Annotated in this window: 23 protein-coding genes and 1 other RNA gene; 11 read left to right on the top strand and 13 right to left on the bottom strand. The window is 67.8% G+C overall.

Annotation, left to right across the window (positions count from 1 at the left end):
- Window positions 1-37: 37 nt before the first annotated feature.
- The 7 genes from AC5RVD_RS13195 (at window position 38) to AC5RVD_RS13165 (ending at window position 5451) form a co-directional block, all read left to right on the top strand.
- Window positions 38-949, top strand: a complete 912-nt coding sequence (locus AC5RVD_RS13195; protein WP_494127163.1) for a metal ABC transporter substrate-binding protein — start codon at window positions 38-40, stop codon at window positions 947-949.
- Window positions 946-1725, top strand: a complete 780-nt coding sequence (locus tag AC5RVD_RS13190; RefSeq protein WP_494127162.1) for a metal ABC transporter ATP-binding protein — start codon at window positions 946-948, stop codon at window positions 1723-1725. The genes AC5RVD_RS13195 and AC5RVD_RS13190 overlap by 4 nt, the downstream gene beginning before the upstream one ends.
- Entirely contained in the window at window positions 1712-2605 is an 894-nt protein-coding gene (locus tag AC5RVD_RS13185; RefSeq protein WP_494127161.1) for a metal ABC transporter permease, read from the top strand. Before AC5RVD_RS13190 ends, AC5RVD_RS13185 begins: the two co-directional genes overlap by 14 nt.
- A gap of 40 nt (window positions 2606-2645) precedes the next feature.
- Window positions 2646-3371, top strand: a complete 726-nt coding sequence (locus AC5RVD_RS13180) for a metal-dependent transcriptional regulator (RefSeq protein ID WP_494127160.1) — start codon at window positions 2646-2648, stop codon at window positions 3369-3371.
- Window positions 3368-3826: a fluoride efflux transporter FluC gene (locus AC5RVD_RS13175; protein ID WP_494127159.1), complete on the top strand. Its 459-nt coding sequence runs from the start codon at window positions 3368-3370 to the stop codon at window positions 3824-3826. The genes AC5RVD_RS13180 and AC5RVD_RS13175 overlap by 4 nt, the downstream gene beginning before the upstream one ends.
- Entirely contained in the window at window positions 3823-4227 is a 405-nt protein-coding gene (locus AC5RVD_RS13170; RefSeq protein WP_494127158.1) for a fluoride efflux transporter FluC, read from the top strand. The genes AC5RVD_RS13175 and AC5RVD_RS13170 overlap by 4 nt, the downstream gene beginning before the upstream one ends.
- A gap of 123 nt (window positions 4228-4350) precedes the next feature.
- On the top strand, window positions 4351-5451 hold the full coding sequence (locus AC5RVD_RS13165) for a carboxylate-amine ligase (RefSeq protein WP_494127157.1): 1101 nt from the start codon (window positions 4351-4353) through the stop codon (window positions 5449-5451).
- 63 nt (window positions 5452-5514) lie between these two features.
- Here the strand turns inward: AC5RVD_RS13165 and AC5RVD_RS13160 are convergent, their stop codons facing one another.
- A complete protein-coding gene (locus AC5RVD_RS13160) occupies window positions 5515-6222 on the bottom strand; it encodes an AfsR/SARP family transcriptional regulator (protein WP_494127156.1) in 708 nt (235 codons plus the stop codon).
- A 444-nt stretch (window positions 6223-6666) separates the two neighbouring features.
- On the opposite strand from AC5RVD_RS13160, the gene AC5RVD_RS13155 reads away from it, so the two are divergent.
- Both AC5RVD_RS13155 and AC5RVD_RS13150 read left to right on the top strand, forming a co-directional pair.
- Window positions 6667-10818: a Pls/PosA family non-ribosomal peptide synthetase gene (locus AC5RVD_RS13155; RefSeq protein WP_494127155.1), complete on the top strand. Its 4152-nt coding sequence runs from the start codon at window positions 6667-6669 to the stop codon at window positions 10816-10818.
- A 99-nt stretch (window positions 10819-10917) separates the two neighbouring features.
- Entirely contained in the window at window positions 10918-11289 is a 372-nt protein-coding gene (locus tag AC5RVD_RS13150) for a hypothetical protein (protein WP_494113734.1), read from the top strand.
- A gap of 149 nt (window positions 11290-11438) precedes the next feature.
- Here the strand turns inward: AC5RVD_RS13150 and AC5RVD_RS13145 are convergent, their stop codons facing one another.
- Entirely contained in the window at window positions 11439-12077 is a 639-nt protein-coding gene (locus AC5RVD_RS13145) for a hypothetical protein (RefSeq protein WP_494127154.1), read from the bottom strand.
- 294 nt (window positions 12078-12371) lie between these two features.
- Here AC5RVD_RS13145 and AC5RVD_RS13140 point away from each other — a divergent pair, with 294 nt between their 5' ends.
- A complete protein-coding gene (locus tag AC5RVD_RS13140; protein ID WP_494127153.1) occupies window positions 12372-14861 on the top strand; it encodes a S8 family serine peptidase in 2490 nt (829 codons plus the stop codon).
- Between the two features lie 180 nt (window positions 14862-15041).
- Here AC5RVD_RS13140 and ssrA read toward each other — a convergent pair.
- Window positions 15042-15411: a transfer-messenger RNA gene (gene ssrA, locus AC5RVD_RS13135) on the bottom strand.
- 136 nt (window positions 15412-15547) lie between these two features.
- Between ssrA and AC5RVD_RS13130 the strand changes: the two genes are divergently transcribed.
- Window positions 15548-16687: a carboxylate-amine ligase gene (locus AC5RVD_RS13130; RefSeq protein ID WP_494127152.1), complete on the top strand. Its 1140-nt coding sequence runs from the start codon at window positions 15548-15550 to the stop codon at window positions 16685-16687.
- A 61-nt stretch (window positions 16688-16748) separates the two neighbouring features.
- Here the strand turns inward: AC5RVD_RS13130 and smpB are convergent, their stop codons facing one another.
- The 10 genes from smpB to AC5RVD_RS13080 all read right to left on the bottom strand — a co-directional run bounded on the left by smpB (window position 16749) and on the right by AC5RVD_RS13080 (window position 26533).
- Window positions 16749-17222, bottom strand: coding sequence for an SsrA-binding protein SmpB (gene smpB, locus AC5RVD_RS13125; protein ID WP_127511404.1), 474 nt, complete (start codon window positions 17220-17222; stop codon window positions 16749-16751).
- 86 nt (window positions 17223-17308) lie between these two features.
- Complete coding sequence (locus tag AC5RVD_RS13120; RefSeq protein WP_494127151.1) at window positions 17309-18688, bottom strand: peptidoglycan DD-metalloendopeptidase family protein; 1380 nt, start codon at window positions 18686-18688, stop codon at window positions 17309-17311.
- 100 nt (window positions 18689-18788) lie between these two features.
- Window positions 18789-19703 (bottom strand): permease-like cell division protein FtsX, encoded by a 915-nt coding sequence (ftsX, locus tag AC5RVD_RS13115; RefSeq protein ID WP_494113739.1) that lies wholly within the window; start codon window positions 19701-19703, stop codon window positions 18789-18791.
- Window positions 19700-20401, bottom strand: a complete 702-nt coding sequence (gene ftsE, locus AC5RVD_RS13110; RefSeq protein WP_493979073.1) for a cell division ATP-binding protein FtsE — start codon at window positions 20399-20401, stop codon at window positions 19700-19702. Before ftsE ends, ftsX begins: the two co-directional genes overlap by 4 nt.
- A gap of 117 nt (window positions 20402-20518) precedes the next feature.
- Window positions 20519-21460, bottom strand: coding sequence for an alpha/beta fold hydrolase (locus AC5RVD_RS13105; protein WP_494127150.1), 942 nt, complete (start codon window positions 21458-21460; stop codon window positions 20519-20521).
- Window positions 21457-22209 (bottom strand): 3-hydroxybutyrate dehydrogenase, encoded by a 753-nt coding sequence (locus AC5RVD_RS13100; RefSeq protein ID WP_494074994.1) that lies wholly within the window; start codon window positions 22207-22209, stop codon window positions 21457-21459. The genes AC5RVD_RS13105 and AC5RVD_RS13100 overlap by 4 nt, the downstream gene beginning before the upstream one ends.
- A complete protein-coding gene (locus AC5RVD_RS13095; protein WP_494127149.1) occupies window positions 22202-22843 on the bottom strand; it encodes a TetR/AcrR family transcriptional regulator in 642 nt (213 codons plus the stop codon). Before AC5RVD_RS13095 ends, AC5RVD_RS13100 begins: the two co-directional genes overlap by 8 nt.
- The gene (locus tag AC5RVD_RS13090; protein WP_494127148.1) at window positions 22840-24435 is read right to left on the bottom strand and encodes a class I adenylate-forming enzyme family protein; all 1596 of its coding nucleotides are present in this window, start codon (window positions 24433-24435) and stop codon (window positions 22840-22842) included. Before AC5RVD_RS13090 ends, AC5RVD_RS13095 begins: the two co-directional genes overlap by 4 nt.
- Window positions 24432-25661, bottom strand: coding sequence for a branched-chain amino acid ABC transporter permease (locus AC5RVD_RS13085; protein ID WP_494127147.1), 1230 nt, complete (start codon window positions 25659-25661; stop codon window positions 24432-24434). Before AC5RVD_RS13085 ends, AC5RVD_RS13090 begins: the two co-directional genes overlap by 4 nt.
- A complete protein-coding gene (locus AC5RVD_RS13080) occupies window positions 25658-26533 on the bottom strand; it encodes a branched-chain amino acid ABC transporter permease (RefSeq protein ID WP_494000186.1) in 876 nt (291 codons plus the stop codon). The genes AC5RVD_RS13085 and AC5RVD_RS13080 overlap by 4 nt, the downstream gene beginning before the upstream one ends.
- Between the last annotated feature and the right edge of the window lie 20 nt (window positions 26534-26553).

Genomic DNA, 26553 nt, shown 5'->3' with positions numbered 1-26553 from the left:
GCTTGTTTTGAGGCTGCCCGTCCGGCAAAATTTAGGCATGCCGAAACTTTGCGCGAGGGGGATCCTGCTGGCCGTTGCATTCGTGCTGGCGGCGACCGGCTGCGCTCCGCCGCCGGAGTCCGCCGCCGCGACGGCGGAGCGGCCCCTGGTGCTGACCACGTTCACCGTGCTGGCGGACATGGCCGACACGATCGGCGGCGGCCACGTGGAAGTCGCGTCCATCACCAAGGTCGGCGCGGAGATCCACGGCTACCAGCCCACGCCGTCGGACTTGGTGAGGGCCCAGGACGCGGACCTCATCCTGGACAACGGGCTGGGCCTCGAACGCTGGTTCGCACGGTTCCTGAATGCCGTGCCGGCCCCGCATGTGGTCCTCAGCGACGGCGTGGAGCCGGTGGGCATCACCGCCGGGAATTATGCCGGCAAGCCGAACCCGCACGCGTGGATGTCTCCGCAGGCAGCGAAGGTCTACGTGGACAACATCGTGGACGCCTTCAGCCGCCTGCTGCCGGCACAGGCGGCCGATTTTCGCCGCAACGGCGCGGAATACCGGCGGGAACTGGACGTCCTGATGGCCGACCTGGAGTCGGCCTTCGCCGATCCGACCGCCGTTCCTGCCCTGGTCAGCTGTGAAGGCGCGTTCTCCTATCTGGCCCGCGACGCCGGGCTGCGTGAGGCCTATCTCTGGCCGGTGAACTCCGACGCCGAGGGCACGCCGCGGCAAATCAAGGACGTGATCGGACAGGTCGCCGAACACCGGATCCCGTCGGTGTTCTGCGAATCGACCGTCAACCCGGAGTCGATGCAGCAGGTCGCCGCCGCCACCGGGGCCCGGCTCATCACGCCGCTGTATGTGGACTCCCTCTCCGGACCGGACGGCCCGGTCCCCACCCATCTGGAGCTGATCCGGCACGACATCTCCCTGATCAAGGAAGGCCTGGTCCCGTGAGCACGCCCGATATCCCGGCCGGCGCCGCCGCCATCTCGGTGCTCGGCCTCACCGTGGCCTACAACGACGTCGTCGCCCTGGACCGCGTTTCCGCCACGGTGGCACCGGGAACCATCTGCGGGCTGATCGGGGTCAACGGCTCAGGCAAGTCGACGCTGTTCAAGTCGCTGATGGGACTGGTCCACCCGGAGTCGGGCAAGGTGGAACTGTTTGGGCTGTCCCCCCGGCAGGCGAGGAGGCTGAACCTGGCCAGCTACGTGCCGCAGTCCGAAGACGTGGACTGGACTTTTCCGGTCTCCGTGCGCGACGTGGTGATGATGGGCCGTTACGGCCGGCTTGGACCCATGCGTCGCCCCCGCCGCCCCGACCGCGAGGCAGTCGACGCAGCCTTGGAACGCACCGGCCTGCGCCATCTGCAGCACCGGCAGATCGGCGAACTCTCCGGCGGCCAGCGCAAGCGCGCCTTCGTGGCCCGCGGCATAGCCCAGCATGCCGGCCTGCTGCTGCTCGACGAGCCCTTCGCCGGAGTGGACAAGGCCTCCGAAGCGGTCCTGATCGCCCTGCTGAAGGAACTGCGCGACGAGGGCAGGACGATCCTGATCTCCACCCATGATCTGGCCGGCATCCCGCAGTTGTGCGACGAGGCCATCCTGCTGCACCAGAAAATACTGGCGCACGGCCGGCCGGCAGACGTGCTCACCAACGAAAACCTGGCCCTGGCCTTTGGCTCCGCGCTGGCCGGCCCGGGGGAAGGAACGCGCAGTGGAGGTGTTTAGCTGGCTGCTGGAACCGCTGCAGTACGGGTTCCTCACCCGCGCCCTGGTGGTCACGCTGGCCGCCTCCGTCGTGTCGGCAGTACTGTCCTGCTGGCTGATCCTGATGGGCTGGTCGCTGATGGGCGATGCGGTCTCCCACGCCGTGCTCCCCGGTGTCGCGCTGGCTTACATCCTCGGGGTGCCGTTCTCGCTCGGCGCCTTCATCTTCGGCGCGGCGGCGGTGGCGCTGATCGGCGGCGTGCGGTCCTCCACCCGCCTGAAGGGTGACACCGTGATCGGCGTGGTGTTCACCGCGTTCTTCGCGGCCGGGTTGGCCATCATCTCCAAAACGCCGAGCCAGACCGACCTGCAGCACATCCTGTTCGGCAACGTGCTGGGGGTCAGCGACGGCGAACTGCTGCAGGTGCTCATCCTCGGCGCCGTGGCGCTGTGCGTGCTGCTGTTCAAGCGCCGCGACCTCACGCTGTTCGCCTTCGACCGCATCCACGCCCACGCCATCGGGCTCAACACCCGCTGGCTGTCGGTGCTGCTGCTCGGGCTGCTGGCGCTCACCGTCGTCGTCGGACTGCAGGCGGTCGGCATCGTGCTGGTGGTGGCCATGCTGATCACCCCGGGGGCCACCGCGTTCCTCTTGACCCGGCGGTTCGATGCCATGCTGGCGATTGCCGCCTCGCTCACGGCCGCCGCCTCGGTCGCCGGCATCTACGCCAGCTACTACCTGGACGTCGCCACCGGCGCTGCGGTGGTTTTGGCCCAGGCGCTGGTCTTCCTCGTGGTCTACCTGGGCGCGCCGCGGACCGGGGTAATCTGGCAGATGTCCCGGCGCCGCGCAGGGCAGGGCTCCGCCGTGCAGCCCGGCACCGGCGCCGCCACCCGGTAGCCTGCCTTCTTGGCAGACGTTCGACGAGAGAGTGAGACGCATGCCCCCGGCCAGGAAGACCGCGCTCAGCAGCGGCTCGTCCAGCGTGCAGGACTACGTGAAGGTCATCTATGCCTTCACCGAGTGGCAGGACAAGCCCATCACGTCCTCTCAGCTGGCCGGCCGGCTCGGCGTGGCCAACTCGTCGGTCTCCGAGATGGTGCGCAAGCTGGTGGAGCTGCAGCTGGTGGACCACCGGCCGTACAGCGCCATCGAACTGACCGACGCCGGTCGCCGGCTGGCCCTGACCATGGTCCGCCGGCATCGCATCCTGGAGACCTTCCTGGTCCAGGAACTCGGCTATGCCTGGGACGAGGTCCACGACGAAGCCGAACTGCTCGAACACACCGTCTCCGACATGTTCATCGACCGGATGGCCGCCAAGCTCGGCAACCCGCAGCGCGATCCGCACGGCGACCCCATCCCGGCGGCGGACGGCACCGTCCACGTGCCCAGCGCCGTGCAGCTGGAAGAGCTCGACGGCGGACACACCGGCCGGATCACCCGGATCAGCGACGCCAATGCCGACCTCCTCCGCTTCTTCAGCGCCGAACGGATCGGACTCGACGACCGCGTGGAAGTCGTCGGCCGGCGCCCCTTCGGCGGTGCGTTGGTGGTCCGGTTCGGCCCGGACGGGGCGGCCCGGGAGCTGGACCTGGGCGACCAGGCCGCCGCCGCCCTATGGGTGCACGGCGATCCGCATCCCGGCTGCCGGCTCGCTTCGTGAGCACGACGCCGCGCGCGCGGCTTCGCATCGCGGCGGCGCCGTCCGCGCTGCCCGGCTGGGGCGCCTGGGCCGCCGTTGCGGTCGGCGGCTTCGCGGGCGCCGAGGCGCGCCACCTGCTGGGCATCGCCTTCCCTGAAGACGGCTCCATTCCATGGACCACGCTGGCCATCAACATCTCGGGCAGCCTGCTGCTGGGCATGCTCACGGCCCTCTGGACCGAACGCCCCGGCACCGCGTTCTGGCTGCGGGCAGCGCTGGGGCCGGGGCTGCTGGCGTCCTTCACCACCTTCTCGGCCGTGGCGCTGGCCATCGACCGGTTGGCGGCGCAGGGCCGCCACGCCGACTGGCTGCTGTACCTGGGCCTGTCCTCGGCCGCGGGCCTCGCCGCCGCCGTCGCCGGGCTGTACTCCGGGCGCAGGCTGGGCCGCCGGATTACCCGGGGGGCTGCCGCGTGACGGCGCTGCTCGTCGGGCTGTTCGGCGCCGGCGGCGCCCTGCTGCGCTTCGCCGCCGACACCTGGCTCGCCCGCTTGCAGGCTGCCCGCCGGCGGCCGGAGCAGCACTGGCCCTGGGCTACCCTGCTGGTCAATGTCACCGGCTCGTTCATCCTCGGGCTCGTCGCCGGCGGGGTGGCTGGCCAGGAGCCGGGCATGCCGGACCCTTGGCGCCTGGCCCTGGCCAGCGGCCTGGCCGGCGGACTGACCACCTTCAGTTCCTTCACCGTCGCCACGGTTAAGCTGTGGGCAGAGCGCCGCGCGGGCGCCGCCGTCGTCAATCTAGCGGCGAACCTGCTGCTGGGCACCGCCGCCGCCGCGCTCGGACTCGCGGCAGCCGGCCTGACCGTGCCGCTGTCCTGAGGCCTCCGAACGCCCCGCCGGAGGGCTATCCGGCGGGGCTCGGGCGGTCCCGGCCGTGAGCATAACCGCCTGCGGATCGGTTAGGCTCGGCTTGTCTGAGCGTCGGCAGAAGAAAGGTGCCCCATGGCAACTCTGGGAATTGAGGAAGAATACCTGCTGCTGGATCCGGCCACCGGCTTACCCGCCCCGGTGGCGGACACGGTCGCCGAAAACCTGGAGGGCTCACTGCAAGTAGCCAGGGATGACATCCAGCGGGAGCTGCTCACTTGCCAGATCGAAACTGCCACCGCGGTCTGCGCCACGCTCACCGAGGCCGAGGAGTCGCTGCTCAACTTCCGCCGCGAGCTGGATACCGCCGCCCGGAAGGCCGGGGTGCGGGCCGCGGCCACCGGCACGGCACCACGGATCCAGGACGACTATCCGGAGGTCACGGACAAGCAGCGCTACCACCAGCTCAAGGCCAGTGCGAAGGGCATTGTGGCCGACCAGTTCGTCAATGGCCAGCACGTGCACGTGTCCGTCCCCGACAAGGAAGCCGGGGTGCAGGCCCTGAACCGGATCAGGCCGTGGCTGCCGGCGGTGGTGGCGCTGGGTGCCAACTCGCCCTACTGGCTGGACCGCGACAGCGGGTTCGGCAGCTGGCGGATCGTCCATTACCGCCGCTGGCCGATCCAGGGCTGCGCGCCGGTCTTCCGCGACGCGGCCGACTACGAGCGCCGGATCCAGCGCCTGGTCGACTCCGGCGTGGTCATCGACCGGGGCGTCATCACGTGGCTGGCACGGCTGTCCGACCGCTACCCCACCCTGGAGGTCCGTGCCGCCGACGTGCAGCTCGAGGCCCAGGACTCCGTGCTGATCGCTGCGGTAGTCCGGGGACTGATATCCACGGTGCTGACCGATGAAGCGTCCGCGCGGTCCTTTTTGCAGCCCGAGCCGGAGCTTCTGGATGCTGCCGTCTGGCAGGCGGGACGCCAAGGCCTGTCCGACCGGTTGGTGGATCCGGAGTCCGGCGTGCTGCTGCCCGCACGGGATGTGGTGGGCATGCTGCTGCGCTACATTCGGCCGGCACTCGAGGAGGAAGGCGACTCGGCCTGGGTTGATGCCAGCATCGAACGGCTCTTCGCCACGGGAACCGGCGCCGACCGGCAGCGCAGGGCCATGGAATCCGGCGGGCTGCCGGCGCTGATGGACCTGTATGCCTCATCCCTGACCGCCGAGCCATAGTCCGCGGCGCTGGTCCATACGAGCGGCGGGCTGCCCGGCTTGGTGCGCTGCCCGCGGCAGCGGCTACGTGAGCAGGGGTGCCATGAGCTTCATGATCTGGGCCGAAGGCTCCACCCCGAATTCCTTCCAGAGCCGGGACTTGAAGACCTCGAAAGCCTGCAGCGCCTGCGCATAATTGCCGTCGGCGATGTGCGTCTCCAGCAACAGCCGCTGCGCGCTTTCGCGCAGCGGCTCGATGGCGATGGCCAATCGCGCAGCGTCCGTCGCCTGGTCGGTCTCGCCGCGTTCGAGATACTGGCTGGCGAGGCGTTCCAGGGCCGTCAGCCTCAACTGCCTCCACCGTTCCTGCTCGGCCGTGACCCAGTCCTCGTACCACCCGGGCAGCAGTTCGGCCGTGCGCAGCAGGTCGAGCATGGCCGGCCGAAGGCGGAGCCCGCGGTCCCCGTCGAGGGCGGCGAGTCGCCGGCGGACTTCGTGAACGTCCACTGCCACGTCCGGAGCCAGTGCCAGCGGATCCCTGCGCTCCGCCAGCAGTCCAGGCAACTCGTGCGAAATCGTCCAGATCGTCTCCCGCAGGCTACCCGTTGCCTGCCTCTCCGAGCTGTCCGGCCAGAGCAGCCCGGCCAGGAAAGCGCGTGGCTCGCTGCCGTAGAGGGCCAGGACGGCAATCAGGCGCTGCTGTCGGATAGTTACCCTGACGGGAAGCTTTCCATGGCGAATCTGCCACCCTCCCAGTAATTGGACTTCCCACATGGGCTCTGTTGCATTCATTTTCGTGCCCCCCAAGGGCATTGTGGCCCCAAGCCACTGCCGAACGTCTCCCCGATTCTAGGTTCCCACCGCGAACCGCCTTGTCAACGCAGCTAAAGGATGCATCCGGAAGGGACCTGATCCCGGTGACAGGGGGCCCGGCCGCTGACGGGCTTCGGCGTTCGGATGGCAGCTGCTGCCTAGCCGGTTCTTCAAAATCCTGGCCGGTGCCGGGCCTTGGCCGATGGCAGTCAGTCCAATAACGCCCGCGTAACACCGGACATCGTCCAATGTCGTCTAGAGGCCCGTCATCGGCGAATTGATCGACACTACTGCCAGGCCCCTGCCGGTACCTGAGGCGAGGAGGACTGCCATGGCGGCATCTTCGGACTTACTCGAGTCCACCGCCTGCGCGATCGTGTTCGAGGCTGTCCGGCAACCGGGCAAGCGGCAGCAGGAAGCGGCATGAGCGCTCCTGCAGACCGCAGTGCCCGGCATCGGCAGACAGACCACACCCCGAAACGCCCCGGCCCCGCCGCGGCCGCCAGCACCATCCTCACCGGCGCCCCCGGCAACGGCGCGGCACGTTGGCACGACGGGGACAGGCTCGAACGGCTCTTCGAGAACCGCTGCGACGAGCTGCGGCGCGACGGCGAGGGGGGACGGCTCGCCGTCCACAGCGCCGGGCAGTCGCTGACCTACGATCAGCTCGACGCCCGGGCGAACCAGCTTGCGCGGTACCTGATCTCGCGCGGCGCGCGGCCGGGCGACCGGATCGCGCTGCTCTTTGACCAGCCAATCCGGTCCTACACGGCCATCCTGGGAGTTCTGAAGGCCGGTGCCGCATTTGTTCCCCTCGACGCCGGATACCCCTCCGAGCGTCTCGCGTACATTGTCGAGGATGCGGGCGTGAATTTTGTCCTGTCGCTCTCCCACCTGCGTGACCGGATGCCCGAAACGGCTGCGACCATCCTCTGCCTCGACGAGGATGAACCGCTGGTGGCCACGCAGGATTCCTCGCGCTTGTCCCGGGATTCCTCGCGCTTGTCCCGGGGAGAACAGGCGGGGTCCGCGGGCGATCTGGCCTACATCATCTACACCTCCGGCTCGACCGGCCGCCCCAAGGGTGTGGCCATCGACCATCCAAGCATCTGCAACTTCGTGCTCGTGGCGGCCGAAGTGTACGGCTACCAGCCGACGGACCGCGTCTACCAAGGCATGACGATCGCCTTCGACTTCTCGGTGGAGGAGACCTGGGTCCCGTGGATGGTCGGTGCAACGCTGGTGCCCAAACCCGGCGGCGTCAGCCTGCTTGGCATGGAACTGGGCCAGTTCCTGCGGGACCAGCGGGTGACCGCCATGTGCTGCGTTCCAACGCTGCTGGCCACCCTCGACGAGGACCTGCCCGACCTGCGGTTCCTACTGGTTTCCGGCGAGGCCTGTCCGCGGGACCTCATCACACGATGGCACCGTCCGGGCCGCAGGTTCCTGAACGTCTATGGTCCAACGGAGGCAACCGTCACCGCGACTTGGGATGTGGTCCATCCGGACAAACCTGTGACCCTGGGCAGTCCGCTGCCGACGTACTCGGCGGTGATCCTTGATCCGGATGAGCCGCGCGCCTTGCCACCGGGGGAACTGGGCGAAATCGGGATCGCCGGGATCGGGCTGGCCCGCGGGTACGTCAACCGTGATGACCTGACCGTGCGGGCCTTCATCGAGGACTTCCTCGGCATCGACAACAATCCCTCGGGCCGGATCTACCGCTCGGGCGACCTGGGCCGGTTCAGCGAGAGCAGAACCATCGAGTACCACGGCCGGATCGATACCCAGGTCAAAATCCGCGGTTACCGCATCGAACTTGCTGAAATTGAGTCCGTCCTGCTGCAGGTGCCGGGAATCGCCCAAGCAGTAGTGAGCACCTACGAGCCAACCCCCGGACTCGTGGAACTGGTTGCCTACTACACGCTGCGCCAGGACACCGCGGAAGTCGACGAGGCCAGCATCGCCGAAAAACTGAGCGAGACGCTGCCCGGCTACATGGTCCCGGCCTACCTCGAACAATGCGCTGAAATACCCGTCATGCCCAGTGGCAAGGCCGACCGGAAGAAGCTGCCGCTCCCCAGCAAACCACGGCTCACCGGCGGTACTCACGACTACAGCGCACCAGGTACGGAGGCAGAGGAAATACTGGCCGGCTGCCTCGCGGGGGTCCTGGGTGTGGAGAAAGTCTCCGCCACTGCCCACTTTTTCAACGACCTGGGAGCGAATTCGCTGCTCATGGCCAGCTTTTCGGCGGCCGTCCGGCGCAGGGCCGCGCTGCCGCCGGTGGCCATGCAGGATATCTACCAGCATCCGACTGTCCGCCAGCTTGCCGTCGTCCTCGCCACGGCACAGGCTGCCGCCGAACTGTCAGGATCCGGGGCGGACGAGACGGAGCCGGTCCTGCGGCCCGCGCCGAGCACGCGCCGGCACATCTTGTGCGGCGTAGTGCAGCTGATGTTCTTCCTGGGCTACACGACCTACGCTGCCTCTTTGCTCGTCATGTCCTTCGTTTGGGTTTCCGAAGGAACCACCTTGATCGATATGTGGCTGCGATCCGTCGGATTCAGCGCCGCCATGTTCTTCGTACTGTCCATCACCCCGATCGTCCTGAAGTGGATTCTCATTGGCCGCTGGAAGCGTCAGGACATTCCTCTCTGGAGCTGGACCTACGTCCGGTTCTGGGTCGTCAAGACACTCAACCGCAGCAATCCGCTCGTCTTGTTCGTCGGCTCGCCTCTATACGTGCTCTATCTTCGGGCGCTGGGGGCCAGAATCGGCAAGGGCGTTGCCATTTTCTCCCGCATGGTGCCGGTGTGCACCGACCTCGTGACCATCGGCGACGGCACGGTCATTCATAAGAATTCATTCTTCCTCGCCTACCGCGCCCGCAGCGGCGTCATCGAGACGGGCACGGTAACGCTGGGCCGCGATGTCCTTGTGTCGCAAAAGACGACGCTGGACATCGACACGTCCATGGGCGACGGCGCTCAACTGGGCCATGCATCCTCGCTGCAGACGGGCCAGGCGATACCGGACGGTCAGCGCTGGCACGGCTCGCCTGCAGTACCTACGGAAACTAACTACCGCAGGGTCCCGCCCGTACGCTGCAGCACGCGCCGCAGGGTCATTTTCACCCTGCTGCAGCTTGTCAACCGGTTAGTCCTGGTCATGCCGGTCGTACTCGTCGCCTTGTCAGCGCTGCTGCCGCCGTATTTGGATAGCGAACACCTGAAAATGGACAACGCGTCCTTCTACGTCGATACCCTGCTCATCACCCTTACCTTGTTCCTTGCCTCCTTCGTCGGCGGTCTCATCGCGGTCCTTACTATCCCCCGGCTCCTGAACCTCGCCCTCAAGCCGGACAGGGTCTACCCGCTGTACGGCGTGCATTTCACGCTCCAGCGGATGGTTGCCGGGATGACGAACGCCAAGCTGTACAAGGATGTTTTCGGCGACAGTTCGTACATCGTGCACTTCCTGAAGGCGCTGGGCTACGACCTTGGCAAGAAGGTGGAGCAGACAGGCTCGAACTTCGGCCCCGAGGTGTCTCACGATTCGCCCTACCTGAATACCATCGGCTACGGGACCATGGTTTCCGACGGCCTGAATATGATGAACGCCGATTATTCCAGCACCTCGTTCCAGTTGTCTCGTGTCAGGATCGCGGGCCGCAACTTCCTGGGAAACGACCTCACCTTCCCCATCGAGGCCCGGGTGGGAGAGAACGTTTTGTTGGCGACGAAGGTGATGATTCCGATCGACGGCCCGGTCCGGGAAAATACCGGCTTGCTGGGGTCGCCGCCGTTCGAGATTCCGCGGTCCGTTCAGCGGGACAGCCGGTTCGATGAACTGAAGATTGAAGAGGCGAAAAACCGGCGCCTGCCGGCCAAGAACCGGCACAATATCGCTTCCATGGGAATCTTCCTCGGTGTGCGCTGGTTCGTGTTCTTCTCCGGAACACTGATCGCAGCAGCATCCGCAACAATCTACGATGATTTCGGCGCGTTGGCGGTCGCCGTCGGAACATTGGGCTTCGTGATCTACTTTGTCCTGCTCACCGTGCTCGTCGAGCGCTTGGTGATGGGCTTCCGGAGGCTGAAACCGCAGTACTGTTCGATCTACGACCCGTACTTCTGGCACCACGAACGTCTGTGGAAGATGCTCGCCACCCCGCCCTTTAACGGCACGCCCTTCAAATCGATTGTCTGGAGGATGCTCGGCGTCAAGGTTGGCAAGCGTCTCTACGATGCCGGCTGCAACATCCCGGAGAAGACACTTGTCTCAATCGGCGACGACTGCGCCTTAAACGAAGGCACAGCCCTTCAAGGCCACTCGATGGAAGACGGTACGTTCAAGTCGGACTACATCACGGTGGGAAACCGGTGTTCCTTTGGCGTCGAATCCTTCGTCAATTACGGCGCCGTGGTGGGCGATGGCGTCTCACTCGAGGCCGACTCGTTGCTCATGAAAGGAGAAGACGTGCCGGAGAACGCCGTATATGCCGGCAACCCGGCCCGCGACTCGACGGACACCGCCAGGCACAGGCGGCTGACGGGCGCGGCCCAAGGGTGATGAAGCTGCACGGGGATGGCCGGTGCGGCGCAAAGCGGCCGGCGCCGGATCACGGCACGAAGTTGCTGCAGCTGGCCTCCCGGTCCATGGTGGTAGGTGATGATTACCAGACGCGAAGCAGCCCAGTTCCTCGATATTCCACCGGAGATGGCGAAACGCCACGGCATCCCGTCGCGCATATCCGAGGAGGAACTCGCCGCGATGGACGCGAACCCACCGGCTTGGCTGGCCCAGTCGCGCGCCAACCGCACCGGCAAGCGGCCTGTCTGGACAGCGCTGCAGTGCACCATATGCGGCCTTACCGAGTCTGCCCGGCCGAAGAAATGGTGGCCGGAATTCACCTATGTCTACTGTCGGCACCATGATCCCGGGGATCTCCCCGGGGCGCCGGCAGGATGGGTCCGCAGCGAGTATGACGGCATCGGCACCAGGTTCATCGGGATCGTCGACGTGGCACCTCCCGGCGACTGACCCCTGGCGGCGGGCCATCGGCTGGCCGGCCGGTTAACGAAGTAAGCTTTTCGCCACCAACCGGCGGCGAACCCGACCGGCCTCCTGCCTGCACGCAAAGGGCGGCCTCCCCGAAGGGAGGCCGCCCCGGATGGCGGAGCTGGGCGGGATTACTCGGTCTCGCCGATGCCCTTCTCGGCGGCCTTGGCCGCCTTCCACACGGCCTTTCCTTCAGCCTTGGCTGTCTTCCAGTCGGCCTTTCCTTCAGCCTTGACGGCCTTCCAGTCCGCGCTTCCCTCCGCCTTTGCGGACTTCCACGCGGCGTCAGCCTCGGTCTTTGTCGACTTCCACGCGGCGTCGGTCTCGGCCTTGACGGCCTTCCAGGCGTGGGTCGGTTCCTCAACCGGAGCCGGGGCCGGTTCTTCCACTACCGGCTCTTCAACAGGTGCCGGTGCAGGCTCTTCCTCCACCGGAGCCGGTTCCTCAACCGGAAGTTCCTCTACCGGGTCTTCCCCGGGCACAGGCTCGACGGGCTCTTCACCCTCGTCCGGGACCGGGGTTTCGTCCTCGACCGGTGCCGGGGCAGCCGGCTCCTCAGCGGGGGTTTCCTCGGCGGGACCGTCCTCGACGACCGGTTCAGCTTCCTCGACCGGGGCCGGCACGATGGTTACGTCCTCGGCCGTGATGGCCACGAACGAATCCTGTGTTTCGTGAGCAGAAGCGGCTCCTGCGCCTCCGGCAGTCACCACGCCTGCCACGAAAACTCCAGCTGCCAACTGCCGGGCCTTGGTCTTAGCAAACGATGACATGTGTTGCTCCATTCGTTGGGGATGTTGCAACTTAATCGTTACATCGGGCGCGGAGGGGCTTGCAAGCGAAAGCGGTGATTAGCCACCGATTGGCCTCCAAACGGGACTGGGGTCTTTACAGGCTGGCGGGAGGCCGTCACACTCCGCCACGACCGGGTGGCAACAAATTCGAGCTCTTGGCAAGGGGGCTGCGAACGGCAGGATAATCGTTACACTGAACCTCGTGGGCGCAACGTCGCATCCCGTCTGTCCTGCACCAGCTTCCCGGGACCCCCGCCCGTAAGGATGACACCCATGCCTTCGCCCCTGCCCCGCCGCCTCCTCGCCGGACTGGCCTCGTTCACCGCCGCCGCGGTCCTCGGTGGAACGCTCTCCGCCCTTCCGGCCTCGGCCACCGATGAACCGGGACTGCCCGGTTCCCCGTCCGAGTACCTGGGTCCGCGCGACATGCCGACCGACCGGTTCATCGTGAAGTTCAGGGACAAGGTCGGGAGCAACTCCGCTGGCCGCGGAAAGGCCTACGGGCGTACCGCCAAGGAACTGGGCGTCAGTGTGAAGGAACTGCGCGCCACGGCCACCGGGGCCCGGGTCATCACCACCGGCAAGGTCCTCAGCGACACCGAGTCCAGGGAACTGGTCGCCGGGCTCGAAGCGGACCCGGCCGTCGAATTCGCCGAACCGGATCAGCGCATGCAACCGGTGGCAGCGGCCCCGAACGACGAGCACTACGGCCTGCAGTGGGACTTCTTCGAGGACAAGGCCGGGATGCGCGTGCCGGGAGCCTGGGACGTCAGCCGCGGCGATGGCGTCGCCGTCGCCGTCATCGACACCGGCATCACCGAGCACAGCGACCTCAACGCGAACGTCTTGCCCGGCTATGACATGATCTCCTACCCGGCCTCCGCCCGTGACGGCGATGGCCGGGACCCGGACCCCCGGGATGAAGGCGACTGGTACGGCCCCGGTGACTGCGGGTACAACGACTCCTCCTGGCACGGCACCCACGTCGCCGGCACCATCGCCGCCGTCTCCGGGAACGGGCAGGGCGTGGCCGGCGTCGCTCCAGGCGCGAAAATTCTCCCGGTCCGCGCGCTCGGGGCGTGCGGCGGTTACATGTCCGACATCGCCGACGCGGTGATCTGGTCGGCAGGTGGCGAAGTTCCCGGCGTCCCGCTCAATGCCAACCGGGCCCGTGTCATCAACCTCTCGCTGGGCGGCTCCGGGCAGTGCTCCGCCACCTTCCAGTCAGCGGTGAACTATGCCGTAAATGCCGGCTCGGCCGTCGTCGTGGCAGCCGGCAATGAGAACCAGGATGCCTCCCAGTCGAACCCGGCGAACTGCAAGAACGTCATCGCGGTCGCTGCCAGCGGGCGCGAAGGCAACCGCGCCCCGTATTCGAACTTCGGATCCATGATCGACGTGACCGCCCCTGGCGGCCACTTCACGGACGCCGAAACAGTCGACAACGGTATCGCCTCCACATACAACCAGGGCACGACCACCCCGGGCACCGAGGGCTACTCCTACCTCCAGGGCACCTCGATGGCCGCACCGCACGTCGCCGGCGTGGCCGCCCTGATCCTTGCCGCACGTCCGACTTGGACGCCGGCGCAGATCGAAGACCAGCTCAAAAGAAAGTCCCGCCCGCTTCCCGGTACGTGTGCCGAAGGATGTGGAGCCGGGCTTGTCGACGCCACCTCGTCACTCGACTTCAGTCCATTCCCCTACGGTCCCCCGAAAATCTCGGGAGTCATGCGCGTCGGCAGCGTCCTGTACGGCACCGATGGAGACTGGGGGCCGGAACCGGTCAACGTCGCGTACCAGTGGTACCGCAGCGGAAGCCTGGTAACCGGGGCCACCGGCCGCACGTACACGCTGACCGGTGCCGACGCCGGGCACACCATCACCCTGAAGGTCCACGTGACCAAGGACGGCTACGCCGCCGGCAGCAACACGTCCGAGCCGACGCCCAAGATCGCCGCGGGATTGCTGGCCAGCTCCAAGCCGGCGATCAGCGGAACCCGCAAGGTCGGCTACGCCTTGGCCGCAGTCCCGGGCGCCTGGACTGCTGGCACAACCTTTGCGTACCAGTGGTACCGGTCCGGGACGGCCATCAGCGGGGCCACCGCCGGCCGGTACGTCCTGACCGCCGCCGACGCCGGGAAATACCTGACCGTCCGCGTCACCGGCGCCGCCCCGGGCTACACCGCCGCTGCCGTGACATCCGCTTCCAGCGGGACCATCGCCTACAGCACCCTCGCGGGGGCCACCCCCACTGTTGCCGGCACGAAGAAGGTCGGCCACACGCTGACTGCCAATGCCGGAACATGGACCTCGGGCACCACGTTGAAGTACCAGTGGTACCGCGGCACGACGGCGATCTCACGGGCGACGGGCCGCACCTATGTGCTCACCGGCTCCGACGCCGGGAAGCAGATCTCCGTCCGGGTGACCGGATCCAAGAGCGGCTACACCAGCCTGAACCGTTACTCGGCCAAGACGTCCGCGGTTGCCAAGGGCACCCTGCGCACGTCCGCACCGGTCATCAAGGGCACGCTGCGGCCAGGCTACACGCTGACCGCGTATCCGGGCACCTGGACGGCGGGCACCACCCTGAAGTACCAGTGGTACCGCTCCGGCACGGCCATCCGCGGCGCCACCGGCAAGACCTACCGGCTCACCGCCACGGACCGGTACGACACGATCAAGGTGCGGGTCACCGGATCCAAGACCGGGTACAACACGGCCAACAGGTACTCGCTCTCCACCGCACGCCTGCGGTAGCGCGAGACCGCCCCAGCCCAGGAAGCCCTGTCCCGACAACCGCTCGGAACAGTCCGGCTCCGAAATTCCCAGGCCGACCGGTTCATCCCGTCCTTGCCTTGCTCGGGCGGGCTTCGCCGTCGTCGGCAGATGCCGGTCCCTCCGGGCAAAAGAAAAAGCCCCGGAAAACCGGGGCTAAATCAGTGGAGATGGGGGGAATTGAACCCCCGTCCGATGTTGTGTTGCCAGGACTTCTCCGGGCGCAGTTTGCTTCGGGTTTTCTTGGCCCCAACCATCCCGCAAACAGGTGGTTGACCCGGGCCCAGCCGTCTAAATGTCCCGAATACCCCAACGGCGAAGGTATTCAGCAGTGGCCCTCTTAATGACGCCAGCATCCGGGGCGAGAGCGACCCCGGGCTGACGGACTTGCAATGCTACTTAGGCAGCGAGAGCGAAGTCAGTGCGCTTAGATTCGGCACTTATTGGTTTGCAGAGAGCGTTTCCGAGATAACTCTGCATCCTCGGCCCGCTTCCCCTGGCGCGACTAACATCGTCGAAACCTGTCATCCCCGTATGTAGTTATCAAAATAACCATTGGTGCCGGGCAGTTACCTGTCCGGACCACCCAGTGTAACCCATGCCGGCACCGATGTATTCCCGCCGCTCCGGCGTAGCCAGCGTGCGGTCTCGGGATTTACCCTCGAACCATGGTTGTGGGCCGAGCCCAAGGCACGCCGCCGACGCCGGCGCCCGCCCAGGCAACGTTCGGCATCGAAGAAGAATTCCTGTTGATGGACCCCCGCACTGCCTTCCCGGTGACGACCGGCCCGACGGTGCGGGCCGCCCTGAGCCTGGGAGCCGCCCCGGAATGGGTCAGCTACGAGTTGCTCGACTGCCAGGTGGAAACCTCGACCCCGGTGTGCCGCCAGCTGTCCGAGGCCGTAGAAGCCCTGCTGGACTTCCGCCGGGAGCTGGCCGGCAGCGCCGCCGCAACACGGGCGGCCGCGGCAGGCATCGGCGTGATTTTCGACGCCGACCTGCGTCCGGCATCCGTGACCGACGCCCCCAGGTACCGCAGCATTGCCGAGCGTGCACCGGCCCTCATCGCCGACCAGTACGTGACGGGCATGCACATCCACGTGGAAGTGGCGGATCCCGAGGTGCGGCTGCAGGTCCTTAACCGGCTGCGGCCCTGGCTCCCGCTGCTCACCGCGGTCGCCGCCAACTCACCGTTTTGGCGGCATGCGGACAGTGGCTTCGCCAGCTGGCGCACCATCCTGTACCGCCGCTGGCAGGTCCAGGGCTGCCCGCCGTACTTCGCGGACCTGCACGACTACGGCGTCCGGGTGCGGCAGCTGTACGCCTCCGGGGTGGTACCCGATCCCGGACACCTCTCCTGGCTGGCCAGACTGGCAGACCACTACCCCACCATCGAGATCCGGGCCGCCGACAGCCAGCTCGCCGCGGCCGACAGCGTGCTGCTGGCCGGGCTGGCCCGGGCACTGGTCGCCACCGAGCAGGCCGCCGTCGTCGCCGGTCGCCCGGTCACCAACTTCCATCCGGAACATCTGGACGTGGCGCTCTGGCAGGCGGCCCGGTTCGGGTTGTCGGAGAAACTGGTGCATCTGGATTCGGCCACCCTCTGGCCCGCGTTCGATGTCCTTGAGCTGTTGCTGCGCCACATCGATGAGGCGTTGGAGCAACACGGGGACCGCGGCTGGGTTCGCGAGCAGGCCGCACGGCTGCGGCTGGAGGGCAACGGTGCGCTGCGCCAGCGGAAGGCGCTGGCCAGCGGCGGCCTACCGGGGTGGCTGGATTTGGTGCGCCGGTCCCTGACGGCGGGCTGATGCCACATACTGGGTTTCCCCCGCGCGGCATGGCGTGGGACAGCGCTGGAGGGGCAGTGCCTCAGGCCCCGCGGTTCTTTTCCCGCATGGCGCGCAGGGCCTCGCGGTTGTCCTGCTTCTCGCGCAGCGTCTGGCGCTTGTCGTAGTCCTTTTTGCCGCGGCCTACGCCGATCTCCACCTTGGCCAGGCCGTCGTTAAAGTACAGCTGCAGCGGCACGATGGTATAGCCAGATTCCCGGGTCTGCCGGGCGATCTTCTCCAGCTCGGCCCGGTGCAACAGCAGCTTGCGGCGGCGGCGGGCGGCATGGTTGGTCCAGCTGCCGTTGAGGTATTCCGGGATGTACACGGATTCCAGGTACAACTCATCGTTGTAGAAGATGGCGAAGCCGTCCACCAGCGAAGCACGGCCCTCGCGCAAAGACTTCACCTCGGTCCCCATCAAGGCCATGCCGGCCTCGTAGGTATCCATGATGTGGTAGTCGTGCCGGGCCTTTCGATTGGTGGCCACTACCTTTCGGCCACTTTCTCTGGGCACGGGGTACTCCTTCGTCGTCGGAACGTTCCATTATAGCGGCGCCGCAGCATATGGTGCCGCAGCGCGCCAAATGCCGCCGCGGAAGCCTAGAGCAGGTTCATCGGATTGACGAAGCTGCCGTTGACGATGGTTTCGAAGTGCAGGTGGCAGCCGGTGGAGTTTCCGGTGCTGCCCACGTAGCCGATCAACTGGCCCCGGCCCACGCTCTGGCCGGCGTACACCACATAACGGGTCATGTGGTAGAAGTTCGTGTCCAGCGCGTTGCCGCCGACCACGCCGTGGCTCATCGTCACGCTGTTGCCGCCGCCCCAGACCGTGCTGTCCGCGCGCGCCACCGTGCCGGCCGCCGGCGCGTAGACCGGCGTGCCGCAGGCGGAACCGTAGTCGATCCCGCTGTGCATGTAGCCGCCGGTGCCGTAGAAGTCCATCGTGCCCGCCGGAGTGGGCCGCCAGCCGTAGCCGGAGGTGATCGGCCCGTTCACCGGGGAGATCAATCCAAATGACGACGGCGCCTGGCTGGCCGGAGGGGGCGGCGGCACCCTCGGGACCAGCTGCGGCACCGGCTGGCCGCTGTTGCGCGCGGCCTGCTGTGCTGCCTTGATCCGCGCCTGTTCCCGCTCCCAGGCTTCCTGGGCCTTGCGCCGCTCCTCGGCCTCGCGCCTGGCCTTCTCCGCCGCCTCGCGGCGCAGCCGTTCCTGCCGCTCCTTGATCTGCGAGAGCACCTGGTTCTGGGCCTGCTCGGTCTTGGCCAACTCCTGCTCGATCTGCGGCTTCTTGGCCTGCAGGCTGTCCGACAGCGCCGAGGTCTCGGCGATCAGCTGGTCGACCTTCTGCTTTTCGGCGGCCGCCTCGTCGCGGGCGACCTGCTCGGCCGCCAGCGCCTCCTCGGCTTGCGCCTTCAGGTCCCGGATCTCCTCCTCCACGGCTTCCAGCCGCGCCTGGGAGTTCACATTCGTGGCGTTCTGCTGGGCCAGCTTGTCCAGTGCCGCGTTTTGGCTGCGCAGCGCCTGGTCCGCCAGGTCGATGGTGCTGGCCAGGCCGGCGTCGCCGTCGGAACCGAAGAACAGCGACAGGTTGGACGGCACGCCGCCCTGCTTGTAGGCCTGGGTGGCGATCTGGCCGATGACCTTCTTTGTTTCTTTCAGCTCCGCGGCGTCGCTGGCCAGTTGCTGGTTGATCTTGTCCTTGGTCTGCAGCGCCAGGTCCACGCGCTGCGCCAGTGCGGCGACCTTGTTCGCGGCGGCGTCCACCCGGCCCTCTGCCTCGGCGAGCTTCTGCTGGGCGGCCGGCAGCCGGCTCTGGTGCTGCTTCAGTTCCTTGACCGCCTCGACGATGTCGGCGTTGAGGAACTCCAGCGACGATTCGATCTGCTGGATTTCCTGGTCGAGGGCGGCCTTGCGGTCGTCGAGGTCATCTGCCTGGGCGGGCCCGGCGGAGCCCAGCGAGAACGCGAGCAGAGCGGCCATGGCGGCACTCAAAATCCCTTGCGGAAGACATTTCTTCCGCGGCTTAGTACGGCTCACAGCCTGGCTCCCCAATGTCAAGTTCTGTGCACGTGTCATGAGTCTAGACCTTAAGGTAGCGGCGCAGGGTCAAAAGGGACGATATTCCGGCCAGAACGGCGCCCAGCAGCACCAGCGCAGGACCGATCACCAGCATGGTGCTGGAGGAAATGAAGGCCGTGTCGGGGTATTGGCTGGCCAGCCAGTCGCCGATGAAGAAGTGCGCCACGGCCCACAGGGTGACCGAGGCCAGCAGTGCCCCGAGCACGGCGGCGATCACCCCTTCCAGCACGAAGGGCAACTGGATCACCACCTTGGAGGCGCCGACCAGGCGCATGATCCCGGTTTCCCGGCGCCGGCTGAAGGCGGAAAGCCTGATGGTGGTGGCGATCAGCAGGATGGCGCAGACGATCATCACGACGGCGATGCCCACCGCCACCAGCGAGGCAATGTTCATGACGCTGAAGACCTTTTCCAGGATCTCGCGCTGGTCCACCACTACTTCGACGCCGGGCAGCGAAGAGAAGATCTCGTTGATGACCTCGTACTTCTGCGGATCCACCAGCGACACGCGGAAGGACTCCGGCAGCTGGTCGGCCGTCACCGAGTCCACGATCGGGGAGTTCGCGAACTGGTCGCGGAAGTGGCCCAGCGCATCGTCCTGCGACTCGTACAGGTAGGTGTCCACGTACTGTTCCACGGCCGGACTGGTCAGCGTGGCCTCGATTTCCGCACGCTGCTCGTCGGTCACGGGGCCGGCCGCGCAGCTCGCCGTCGTCGAGGTGTCAACGCACAGGAAGATGGCCACCTGGACCTTGTCGTACCAGTAGCCCTTCATCTGGTTGATCTGCATCTGCAGCATGCCGGCCGCGCCCACGAAGCTGAGCGAAATGAAGGTCACCAGCACCACGGAGACCACCATGGACAGGTTGCGGCGCAGGCCGGAACCGATTTCGCCGAGGATAAAAGCCAGTCTCATTTGGCCTCCTCCGGTTCGCCCAGGTAGATGCCTTCGGACTGGTCGCGGACCAGCACCCCGTCGCGCAGCTCGATCACGCGCTTGCGCATCTCGTTCACGATCACGTTGTCGTGCGTGGCCATCACCACGGTGGTGCCGTTCTGGTTGATCCGGTCCAGCACCTTCATGATCCCCAACGAGGTGGTCGGATCCAGGTTGCCGGTGGGTTCGTCGGCCAGCAGGATCCCCGGCTTGTTCACGACGGCGCGCGCGATGGCGACGCGCTGCTGCTCGCCGCCGGAAAGCTCGTGCGGCATGCGGTGGTCTTTGCCCTCCAGGCCCACGGTCTTGAGCACCTCGGGCACGGTCTCGCGGATGACCGCCCGGCTGCGTCCGATCACCTGCATGGCGAACGCCACGTTGGCGAAGACGGTCTTGTTGGGCAGCAGCCGGAAATCCTGGAACACGACGCCGATGCCGCGGCGCAGTTTGGGCACGCGCCAGCTGGGAATGTTGGCCACATTCTGGCCGGCGACGTAGACCGAGCCACGGGTGGCGCGGTCTTCTTTCAGGACCAGGCGGATGAACGTGGATTTCCCGGACCCGGACGAGCCGACCAAGAACGCGAAGTCGCCGCGGTCGATCTCCAGACTGATCTTGTCCAAGGCCGGACGAGAGTTCTGGTCGTAGATCTTCGTGACGTTATCGAATCGAATCATGACTACTTTGTGCCTCAGGCCGAGGACGAGGGCTTGTGCTTGGGGGAAGAAACCTCAGCCTCTCGACTATAGGCACGCAGTCTTGAGTTTATCCTGCAGCTTTGCCGGTGTGTCGTTTCACCGGACCGGCCCGATGCCCGCGGCCCGTCCGGCCGCCCGGCCGGACATGGCGTCGCGCACCGCATCGGCCACCGCCGCCGCGCCCGGGCTGTCCATGACGATGGTGTAGTGGTTGGTTCCGGCCACCTCGCGCACCCGCAGCGCCGGCAGCCGGCGCGCCCAGCCATCCACGTATCCGGGCGTGTACAGGCCCGCTTCTTCGTTCAGCAGGCCGCGCGGGGCCCGCAGCAGCACCGCCGGGACGTCGAGCGATTCCAGCGCATCCATCAGGACGGCCCCGCTGTTCAAATCCGCGGTGTCGCGGGCCATCGCCTCGTAATTCGTCGCCGGCCGCAACAGCGGCGGCTCGCCGGCGAGGTCGTAGTCCACGTAGTCCTCCACCAGCGCGTTCCAATGCTCGGCGAAGGCCGGGTGCACGCGCCAGAAGTCCCGATACGCCTCCCGGCTGGGGAACGTTGCGGCCAGGCGTTCGGCCGCCGGGCCCAGCACCGACTGGATGACCTCCTCGTCGCTGAGCCCGGCCGGCACCTGCAGCGGCAGGCCGCCGTCGACGAGCACCAGGGACTCCACCAGGCGCGGGTGGCGCCGGGCCAGCACCACGGAGGCGAACGCCCCCATGGAATGGCCGACGACGACGGCCCGGCCGACGCCGTGCGCCGCGAGCACCTCCGCGAGGTCGTCGGCGTGCGCGGCCATCCCGAACGGGCCGGGCAGCCCGTTGCTGCGACCGCGCCCGCGCAGGTCCGGGGCGATCACGCGCACGCCGTCGAGCTCCTGCGCCAGCAGGCCCCACGTGCGGTGCGAGGCGGTCACGCCGTGCACGGCCAGGATGGCCGGCGCCTCGGCGTCCCGGGGCCCCCACACGCCGGTGCGCAGGGTGCCGCCGCGGACCGGGACGTCCAGGGCGGCGTAGGGCAGGGCTGCGGGTTCGGCGCTCATCGGCTGGACCATCCGCCGTCCATCGTGTAGGACGCGCCGGTGACCATGCCGGCGTCGGGCCCCGCGAGCCAGCACACCAGCGAGGCCACTTCGTGCGGCTCGACCAGGCGCTTGACGGCGCTCTCGGTGAGCATCACCTTGGCGACCACTTCTTCCGCCGGCAGCTGGTGCATCCGGGCCTGGTCGGCAATCTGCTTCTCGACCAGCGGCGTCTTCACGTAACCGGGATTGATGCAGTTGCTGGTCACCCCGTGCGCGCCGCCCTCCAGCGCGGTGACCTTCGAGAGGCCCTCCAGCCCGTGCTTGGCGGAGACGTACGCGGACTTGTAGGCCGACGCCCGCAGCCCGTGCACCGAGGAGACGTTGATGATCCGGCCGAAGCCGCGCTGGTACATGCCCGGCAGCGCCGCGCGGATCAGCAGGAACGGGGATTCGAGCATCAAGCGGAGCATCAGCCGGAAGGCCTCCGGGTCGAACTCCTCGATGGGGTTGATCCGCTGGATCCCGGCGTTGTTGACCAGGATGTCGGTGTCCACCGCCGCGGTTTCCAGCGCCCGGGTGTCGCTGAGGTCCACCTGCCACGGGACCCCGCCGATCTCCTGTGCCACCCGTTCGGCGGCCGCGCCGTCCAGGTCGGCCACGGTGACCTTCGCGCCGCGGTCGGCCAGTGCCCGCGCGCAGGCTTCGCCGATGCCGCTGGCCCCGCCGGTCACCATGGCGCTGCGGCCCGTCAGAGTCTTCTCAGCCATGGGTGGGTCCTTCCGTCGTCTGCTGTCCGGGCGCCAGCGCCCGCTCAATGAACTGCATCATCTCTTCGAATACGTGGTCGGGCACTTCCCGCGGGGCCGGCTGCGCACCGTCGTCGTCCTCCCAGAGCACCCAGCGCATGCCGATCAGTTCGCCGATCCCCATCAGCGCCCACGCCGCGACGTTCGGGTCCATCGGACGGACCTCGCCGGTGGCCTGCGCCGCCTTCAGTCCCTCAATGTAGCCGTTGACGATGCGCGTGTAGTGCATCCGCAGGGCGCCGGGCGACACGAACTCCGCCTGCCGGATGATCCGGTAGAGCGCGGGGTGTTCGGCGGTGAAGCGGAAGAACGCCTTGAACCCGGCCCGCTCGGCCTCCAGCCGGTTCTCCGCCGACTTCGCCGCCTCGGTCATCGCGTGCCGCACCCGCCGGTTGAGGTCCTCGACGACCTCATCGAAGACGGCCTGCTTGCCCTCGAAGTAGAGGTAGAAGGTGCCCAGCCCGACGTCGGCCTGCTCGGTGATCTTGACGATCGAGGCCTCGTGGTAGCCCACCGAGGCAAACACCGCTTCGGCCGCCTCCAGCAGCTTGGCCCGCGTCCGGGTGCCCCGGGCGGTGCGTGGTGCAGCGCTCATGATTCCTGCTCCGATCCTGCGGTCAGCGGGTGGCGGTCGGGGCGGACGGCGGCCTCCCGCAGCCTCCCCCGGACCACCTTGTTCAGTGCGGTGCGCGGCAGCGCCGGCACGAAGGCGAAGCGGCCGGGGACCTTGAAGGCGGCCAGCTGCGCCCGGCAGTGTTCGGCCAGTTCCTCGGCGTCGGTGATCCGGTCCGGCCGGACCACCACGTAGGCCAGCCCGGTCTCGCCCCAGCGTTCGTCGGGAACCCCGACGACGGCGGCCTCGGCCACCGCGGGGTGCGAGAGCAGGACCTGCTCCACCTGGGCCGGGGCCACGTTCTCGCCGCCGGAGATGTAGAGATCCTTGATCCGGTCCACGATGCGGAAGAAGCCGTCGGCGGTGCGTTCGACCAGGTCGCCGGTGCGCAGCCAGCCGCCGGCGAGCGCCGCCGCGGTGGCGTCCGGGTTCCGGAAGTAGCCGGCGAACACGCCCGGTCCCGAGACCAACAGCTCGCCGGTGGCCGCGCCGTCGAGGATTTCGCCGGTGGCCGGGTCCGCGACCGCCACGCTGACGTGCGGGTAGGGCTTGCCCGCGTAGCCGATCATGGACGCCGCGTCTTCGTTGGGCAGGCAGAGCACGTTGGGCGAGGCCTCGGTCAGGCCGTAGCCCTGGCTCAGGGCCACGCCGCGCTTGTGCCAGATCCGCAGCAGCGGCGCGGGCATGGAGGCGCCGCCGACGATCGCGTGCTGCAGGCTGGACAGGTCGGCGGACGCGAAGCCGGGGTGCTCGGCCAGCATGGCGTACTGGGTGGGGACGCCCATCATGGTGGTGACCCTGCGCTCGGCGATCAGCTGCAGCATCCGGCCGGCGTCGAACGTGCGTTCCAGCACCACCGTGGCGCCGGTCCACCAGCCCAGCAGCGGCTGGATGTTCCAGCCGCCCACATGGAACTGCGGCAGTGCGGCCAGCACCACGTCGGAGCTGGAGAGCTCCATGGTCCGCGACAGCGAGAGGTTGGTCCAGAAGCAGTTGGCGTGGGTGAGGATGGCGGCTTTGCTCGGCCCCTCGGTACCGGACGTGAAGATCATCAGGAGGGCATCGTCGTCGCGCACTTCCAGCTGCACCGGCCCCGCGGCGCTCTCCAGCCGCCGGGTGGGGCAGGGCACGTGCCGCTCCACCCCCGAGGGCCCCAGCGCCGCCGTGCGCGGCGGCAGCGGGAGCATCGTGGCGGCAGCGGCGGCCAGCGCGTCGAATTCATCCTCCACCAGCAGCAGCGCCGGGTCCGCCAGCTGCAGCTGCTCGGCGATCTCCCCGGGAGACAGCCGCCAGGACAGCGGGACCAGCACGAGGCCGGCCTTGGCGCAGGCGAAGAACAGCACCACATGGTCCGCGGAGTTGCCGGTCAGGGTGGCGATCCGGTCCCCCACCCCGTAGCCGGCGGCGCGCAGGCCCGCGGCCAGGGCGACGGCCCGGGCATCGAGGTCGCGGTAGCGCAGGCTGACCCCGCGGTCGTCGATCGCCACCCGGTCGGGGGTGGACACCGCGCGGTCGGCGGTCCAGCGGCCGAGGGTATGGAGCCCGCCGGCTGGCGGATGGGGCTGCAGGTTCACTCGGCTTTCTCCAGGATTTCGCGCTGCCGTGCGGCTGCCTGGCGGCGCTGGCCGCGGCTGAGGGTGGCCCGCTGCACCGCGCCGGTGATGCCGCCGGGCAGGAACAGGACCACCAGGATGAACAGTGTACCGAGGATGAACAGCGGCTCCGAGAGCGGGATCCGCAGGATGTCCGGCAGATTCGCGATGGCCTCGGACTGCGCCAGCGCCGTCAGCCGCTGGTCCAGCAGGGTGTAGAAGACGCCGCCGATGACCGCTCCCCAGCGCGAGCCCACGCCGCCGAGCACCACCATGACCAGCAGGGTGATGGTGAAGTCGGCCGAGAGGCTGCGCGGGACGGCACCGGACTGCAGCAGCAGGTAGACCATGCCGACCGCCGAGGCCAACACGCCGCCGACCACGAACACCAGCAGCTTGACCAGGTAGGGCTGCAGCCCGATGACCCGCACGCGCAGCTCATTCTCGCGCACCGCCGCGGCCACGTGGCCGGCGCGGCTGAACTGCACCCAGCTGACGACGGCGAAGACCACCAGCAGCACGATCAGCGCCAGCCAGTACAGGTTGCGCGTGTTGGTTACACCCAGCAGCGCCTCGGGCAGGTTCTCCGTGGCCAGGGTCAGGCCCTCTTCACCGCCGGTGGCCTGGCCGGGGTTGCGGCCCACCAGCACGTGCCCGGCCTCCGCGAAGGCCAGGGTGACCATGGCGAACGGGATGCCCGTCACCCGCAGTCCGACCGCGCCGACCACGTGGGCCAGCACGATGACCAGCAGCAGCGTCAGGCCCATGGCCGGCAACAGCGGGAGGTCGAACGTGTCCAGGATGACGCCGAGGCCGTAGACCCCGGCGCCGAAGTACAGCGCATGGCCGAAGGACAGCAGGCCGCTGACGCCGAGCAGCAGGTGGTAGCTGAGCGCCGCGGCGGCCATCAGCATGCACATGGCGATCAGCTGCAGCGACCCCGGGGTGTAGGTGGGCCCGGGCAGCACGCCGGGCAGGGACAGGTTCAGCAGCGGCAGCAAGGCCAGCAGCACCACGGCCGCTCCCCCGGCGGCCCACTTGAGCAGCCCGCGGACTCCGCCGGCGGCAGCACCGCCGTCGTTCTTGCCCTTCCGCCCGCGCCGCGGCGTCCTGTCTCCGGCGGCGCCAGGGGCCTCGGTGTGTCCGGCAGTTGCGGGGCCCGGATTCGGCTGCGCGTCCGACTGCGGGTCGGTCTTGCTGGTGGTCATGATTTCCTCCCGAGCAGGCCGGAGGGCCGGAAGAGCAGGACAAGGGCCAGGGCCACGACGACGACGAAGTCCCCCGTGCCGTTGAGGTAGAAGTTAGCGAACTGCTGCAGCAGCGCCACCACCACCGACGCGATGGCCGCGCCGGTGAGCGACCCCAGGCCGCCGATCACGGTGACGATGAAGGCGAAGATCAGCAGCGATCCGCCCAGCAGCGGCGAGACGTAGCCGAAGTAGTGGCTGGCCAGCACCCCGCCCAGGCCGGCCGCGGCGCCGCCGATGGCGAAGACCAGCGTGAACGCCTTGCGGACGTCGATGCCCAGCGCGGTGACCATGGAGCGGCTTTCCACGCCGGCGCGGATGATCATGCCGTAGCGGGTGCGCTTGAGGAAGAACACCAGGCCCAGCAGCACGAACACCGCCGCGATGATGGCCACGAAGCGGTCGTTCGCGATGTCGGCGCCGAGGATTCTGGTGGTCTGGCTGAACCACTCGGGTCCGGAGATATAGACCGGGTCGGTGCCCCAGATCCCGTCGAACAGCGCGACCGACGCCAGCGAGAGGCCGACGGTGACCAGCACCTGTTCGATGTGCCGCTCGTACAGCTTGCGGATCAGCACGAACTCGGTGAAGGCGGCGAACAGGGCCCCCACGACGGCGCCCACCAGGAGCGAGCCGAGGAAGGTCCACCAGTTGTCGGCGCCGGCGCGGCGGGCCACTTCCCAGCCGGCGAACGCGCCGAGGGTCAGGAAGGAGCCGTGCGCGAAGTTCAGCACGCCCATCAGCCCGTAGATCAGGCTCAGCCCGGAGGCCACCAGGAAGTAAAGCGCGCCCAGGCCCAGGCCGGTGACGGTCAGCAGGACGATGGTACTCACTTGTGCACCCCGTTCGGGTC

The sequence above is a fragment of the Arthrobacter sp. THG-b23 genome (assembly GCF_059091265.1).
The sequence above is the reverse complement of the archived record's forward strand: the minus strand, read 5'-3'. Positions and strand labels throughout refer to the sequence as shown.

What these genes read in the sequence shown, in the direction of transcription:
- AC5RVD_RS13195 (WP_494127163.1), top strand. Translation starts at nt 38, where the DNA reads ATGCCGAAACTTTGCGCGAGGGGGATCCTGCTGGCCGTTGCATTCGTG.
- AC5RVD_RS13180 (WP_494127160.1), top strand. Translation starts at nt 2,646, where the DNA reads ATGCCCCCGGCCAGGAAGACCGCGCTCAGCAGCGGCTCGTCCAGCGTG.
- AC5RVD_RS13165 (WP_494127157.1), top strand. Translation starts at nt 4,351, where the DNA reads ATGGCAACTCTGGGAATTGAGGAAGAATACCTGCTGCTGGATCCGGCC.
- AC5RVD_RS13160 (WP_494127156.1), bottom strand. Translation starts at nt 6,222, where the DNA reads ATGAATGCAACAGAGCCCATGTGGGAAGTCCAATTACTGGGAGGGTGG.
- AC5RVD_RS13155 (WP_494127155.1), top strand. Translation starts at nt 6,667, where the DNA reads ATGAGCGCTCCTGCAGACCGCAGTGCCCGGCATCGGCAGACAGACCAC.
- AC5RVD_RS13150 (WP_494113734.1), top strand. Translation starts at nt 10,918, where the DNA reads ATGATTACCAGACGCGAAGCAGCCCAGTTCCTCGATATTCCACCGGAG.
- AC5RVD_RS13145 (WP_494127154.1), bottom strand. Translation starts at nt 12,077, where the DNA reads ATGTCATCGTTTGCTAAGACCAAGGCCCGGCAGTTGGCAGCTGGAGTT.
- AC5RVD_RS13140 (WP_494127153.1), top strand. Translation starts at nt 12,372, where the DNA reads ATGCCTTCGCCCCTGCCCCGCCGCCTCCTCGCCGGACTGGCCTCGTTC.
- AC5RVD_RS13130 (WP_494127152.1), top strand. Translation starts at nt 15,548, where the DNA reads ATGGTTGTGGGCCGAGCCCAAGGCACGCCGCCGACGCCGGCGCCCGCC.
- AC5RVD_RS13120 (WP_494127151.1), bottom strand. Translation starts at nt 18,688, where the DNA reads ATGGCCGCTCTGCTCGCGTTCTCGCTGGGCTCCGCCGGGCCCGCCCAG.
- ftsX (WP_494113739.1), bottom strand. Translation starts at nt 19,703, where the DNA reads ATGAGACTGGCTTTTATCCTCGGCGAAATCGGTTCCGGCCTGCGCCGC.
- ftsE (WP_493979073.1), bottom strand. Translation starts at nt 20,401, where the DNA reads ATGATTCGATTCGATAACGTCACGAAGATCTACGACCAGAACTCTCGT.
- AC5RVD_RS13105 (WP_494127150.1), bottom strand. Translation starts at nt 21,460, where the DNA reads ATGAGCGCCGAACCCGCAGCCCTGCCCTACGCCGCCCTGGACGTCCCG.
- AC5RVD_RS13100 (WP_494074994.1), bottom strand. Translation starts at nt 22,209, where the DNA reads ATGGCTGAGAAGACTCTGACGGGCCGCAGCGCCATGGTGACCGGCGGG.
- AC5RVD_RS13095 (WP_494127149.1), bottom strand. Translation starts at nt 22,843, where the DNA reads ATGAGCGCTGCACCACGCACCGCCCGGGGCACCCGGACGCGGGCCAAG.
- AC5RVD_RS13085 (WP_494127147.1), bottom strand. Translation starts at nt 25,661, where the DNA reads ATGACCACCAGCAAGACCGACCCGCAGTCGGACGCGCAGCCGAATCCG.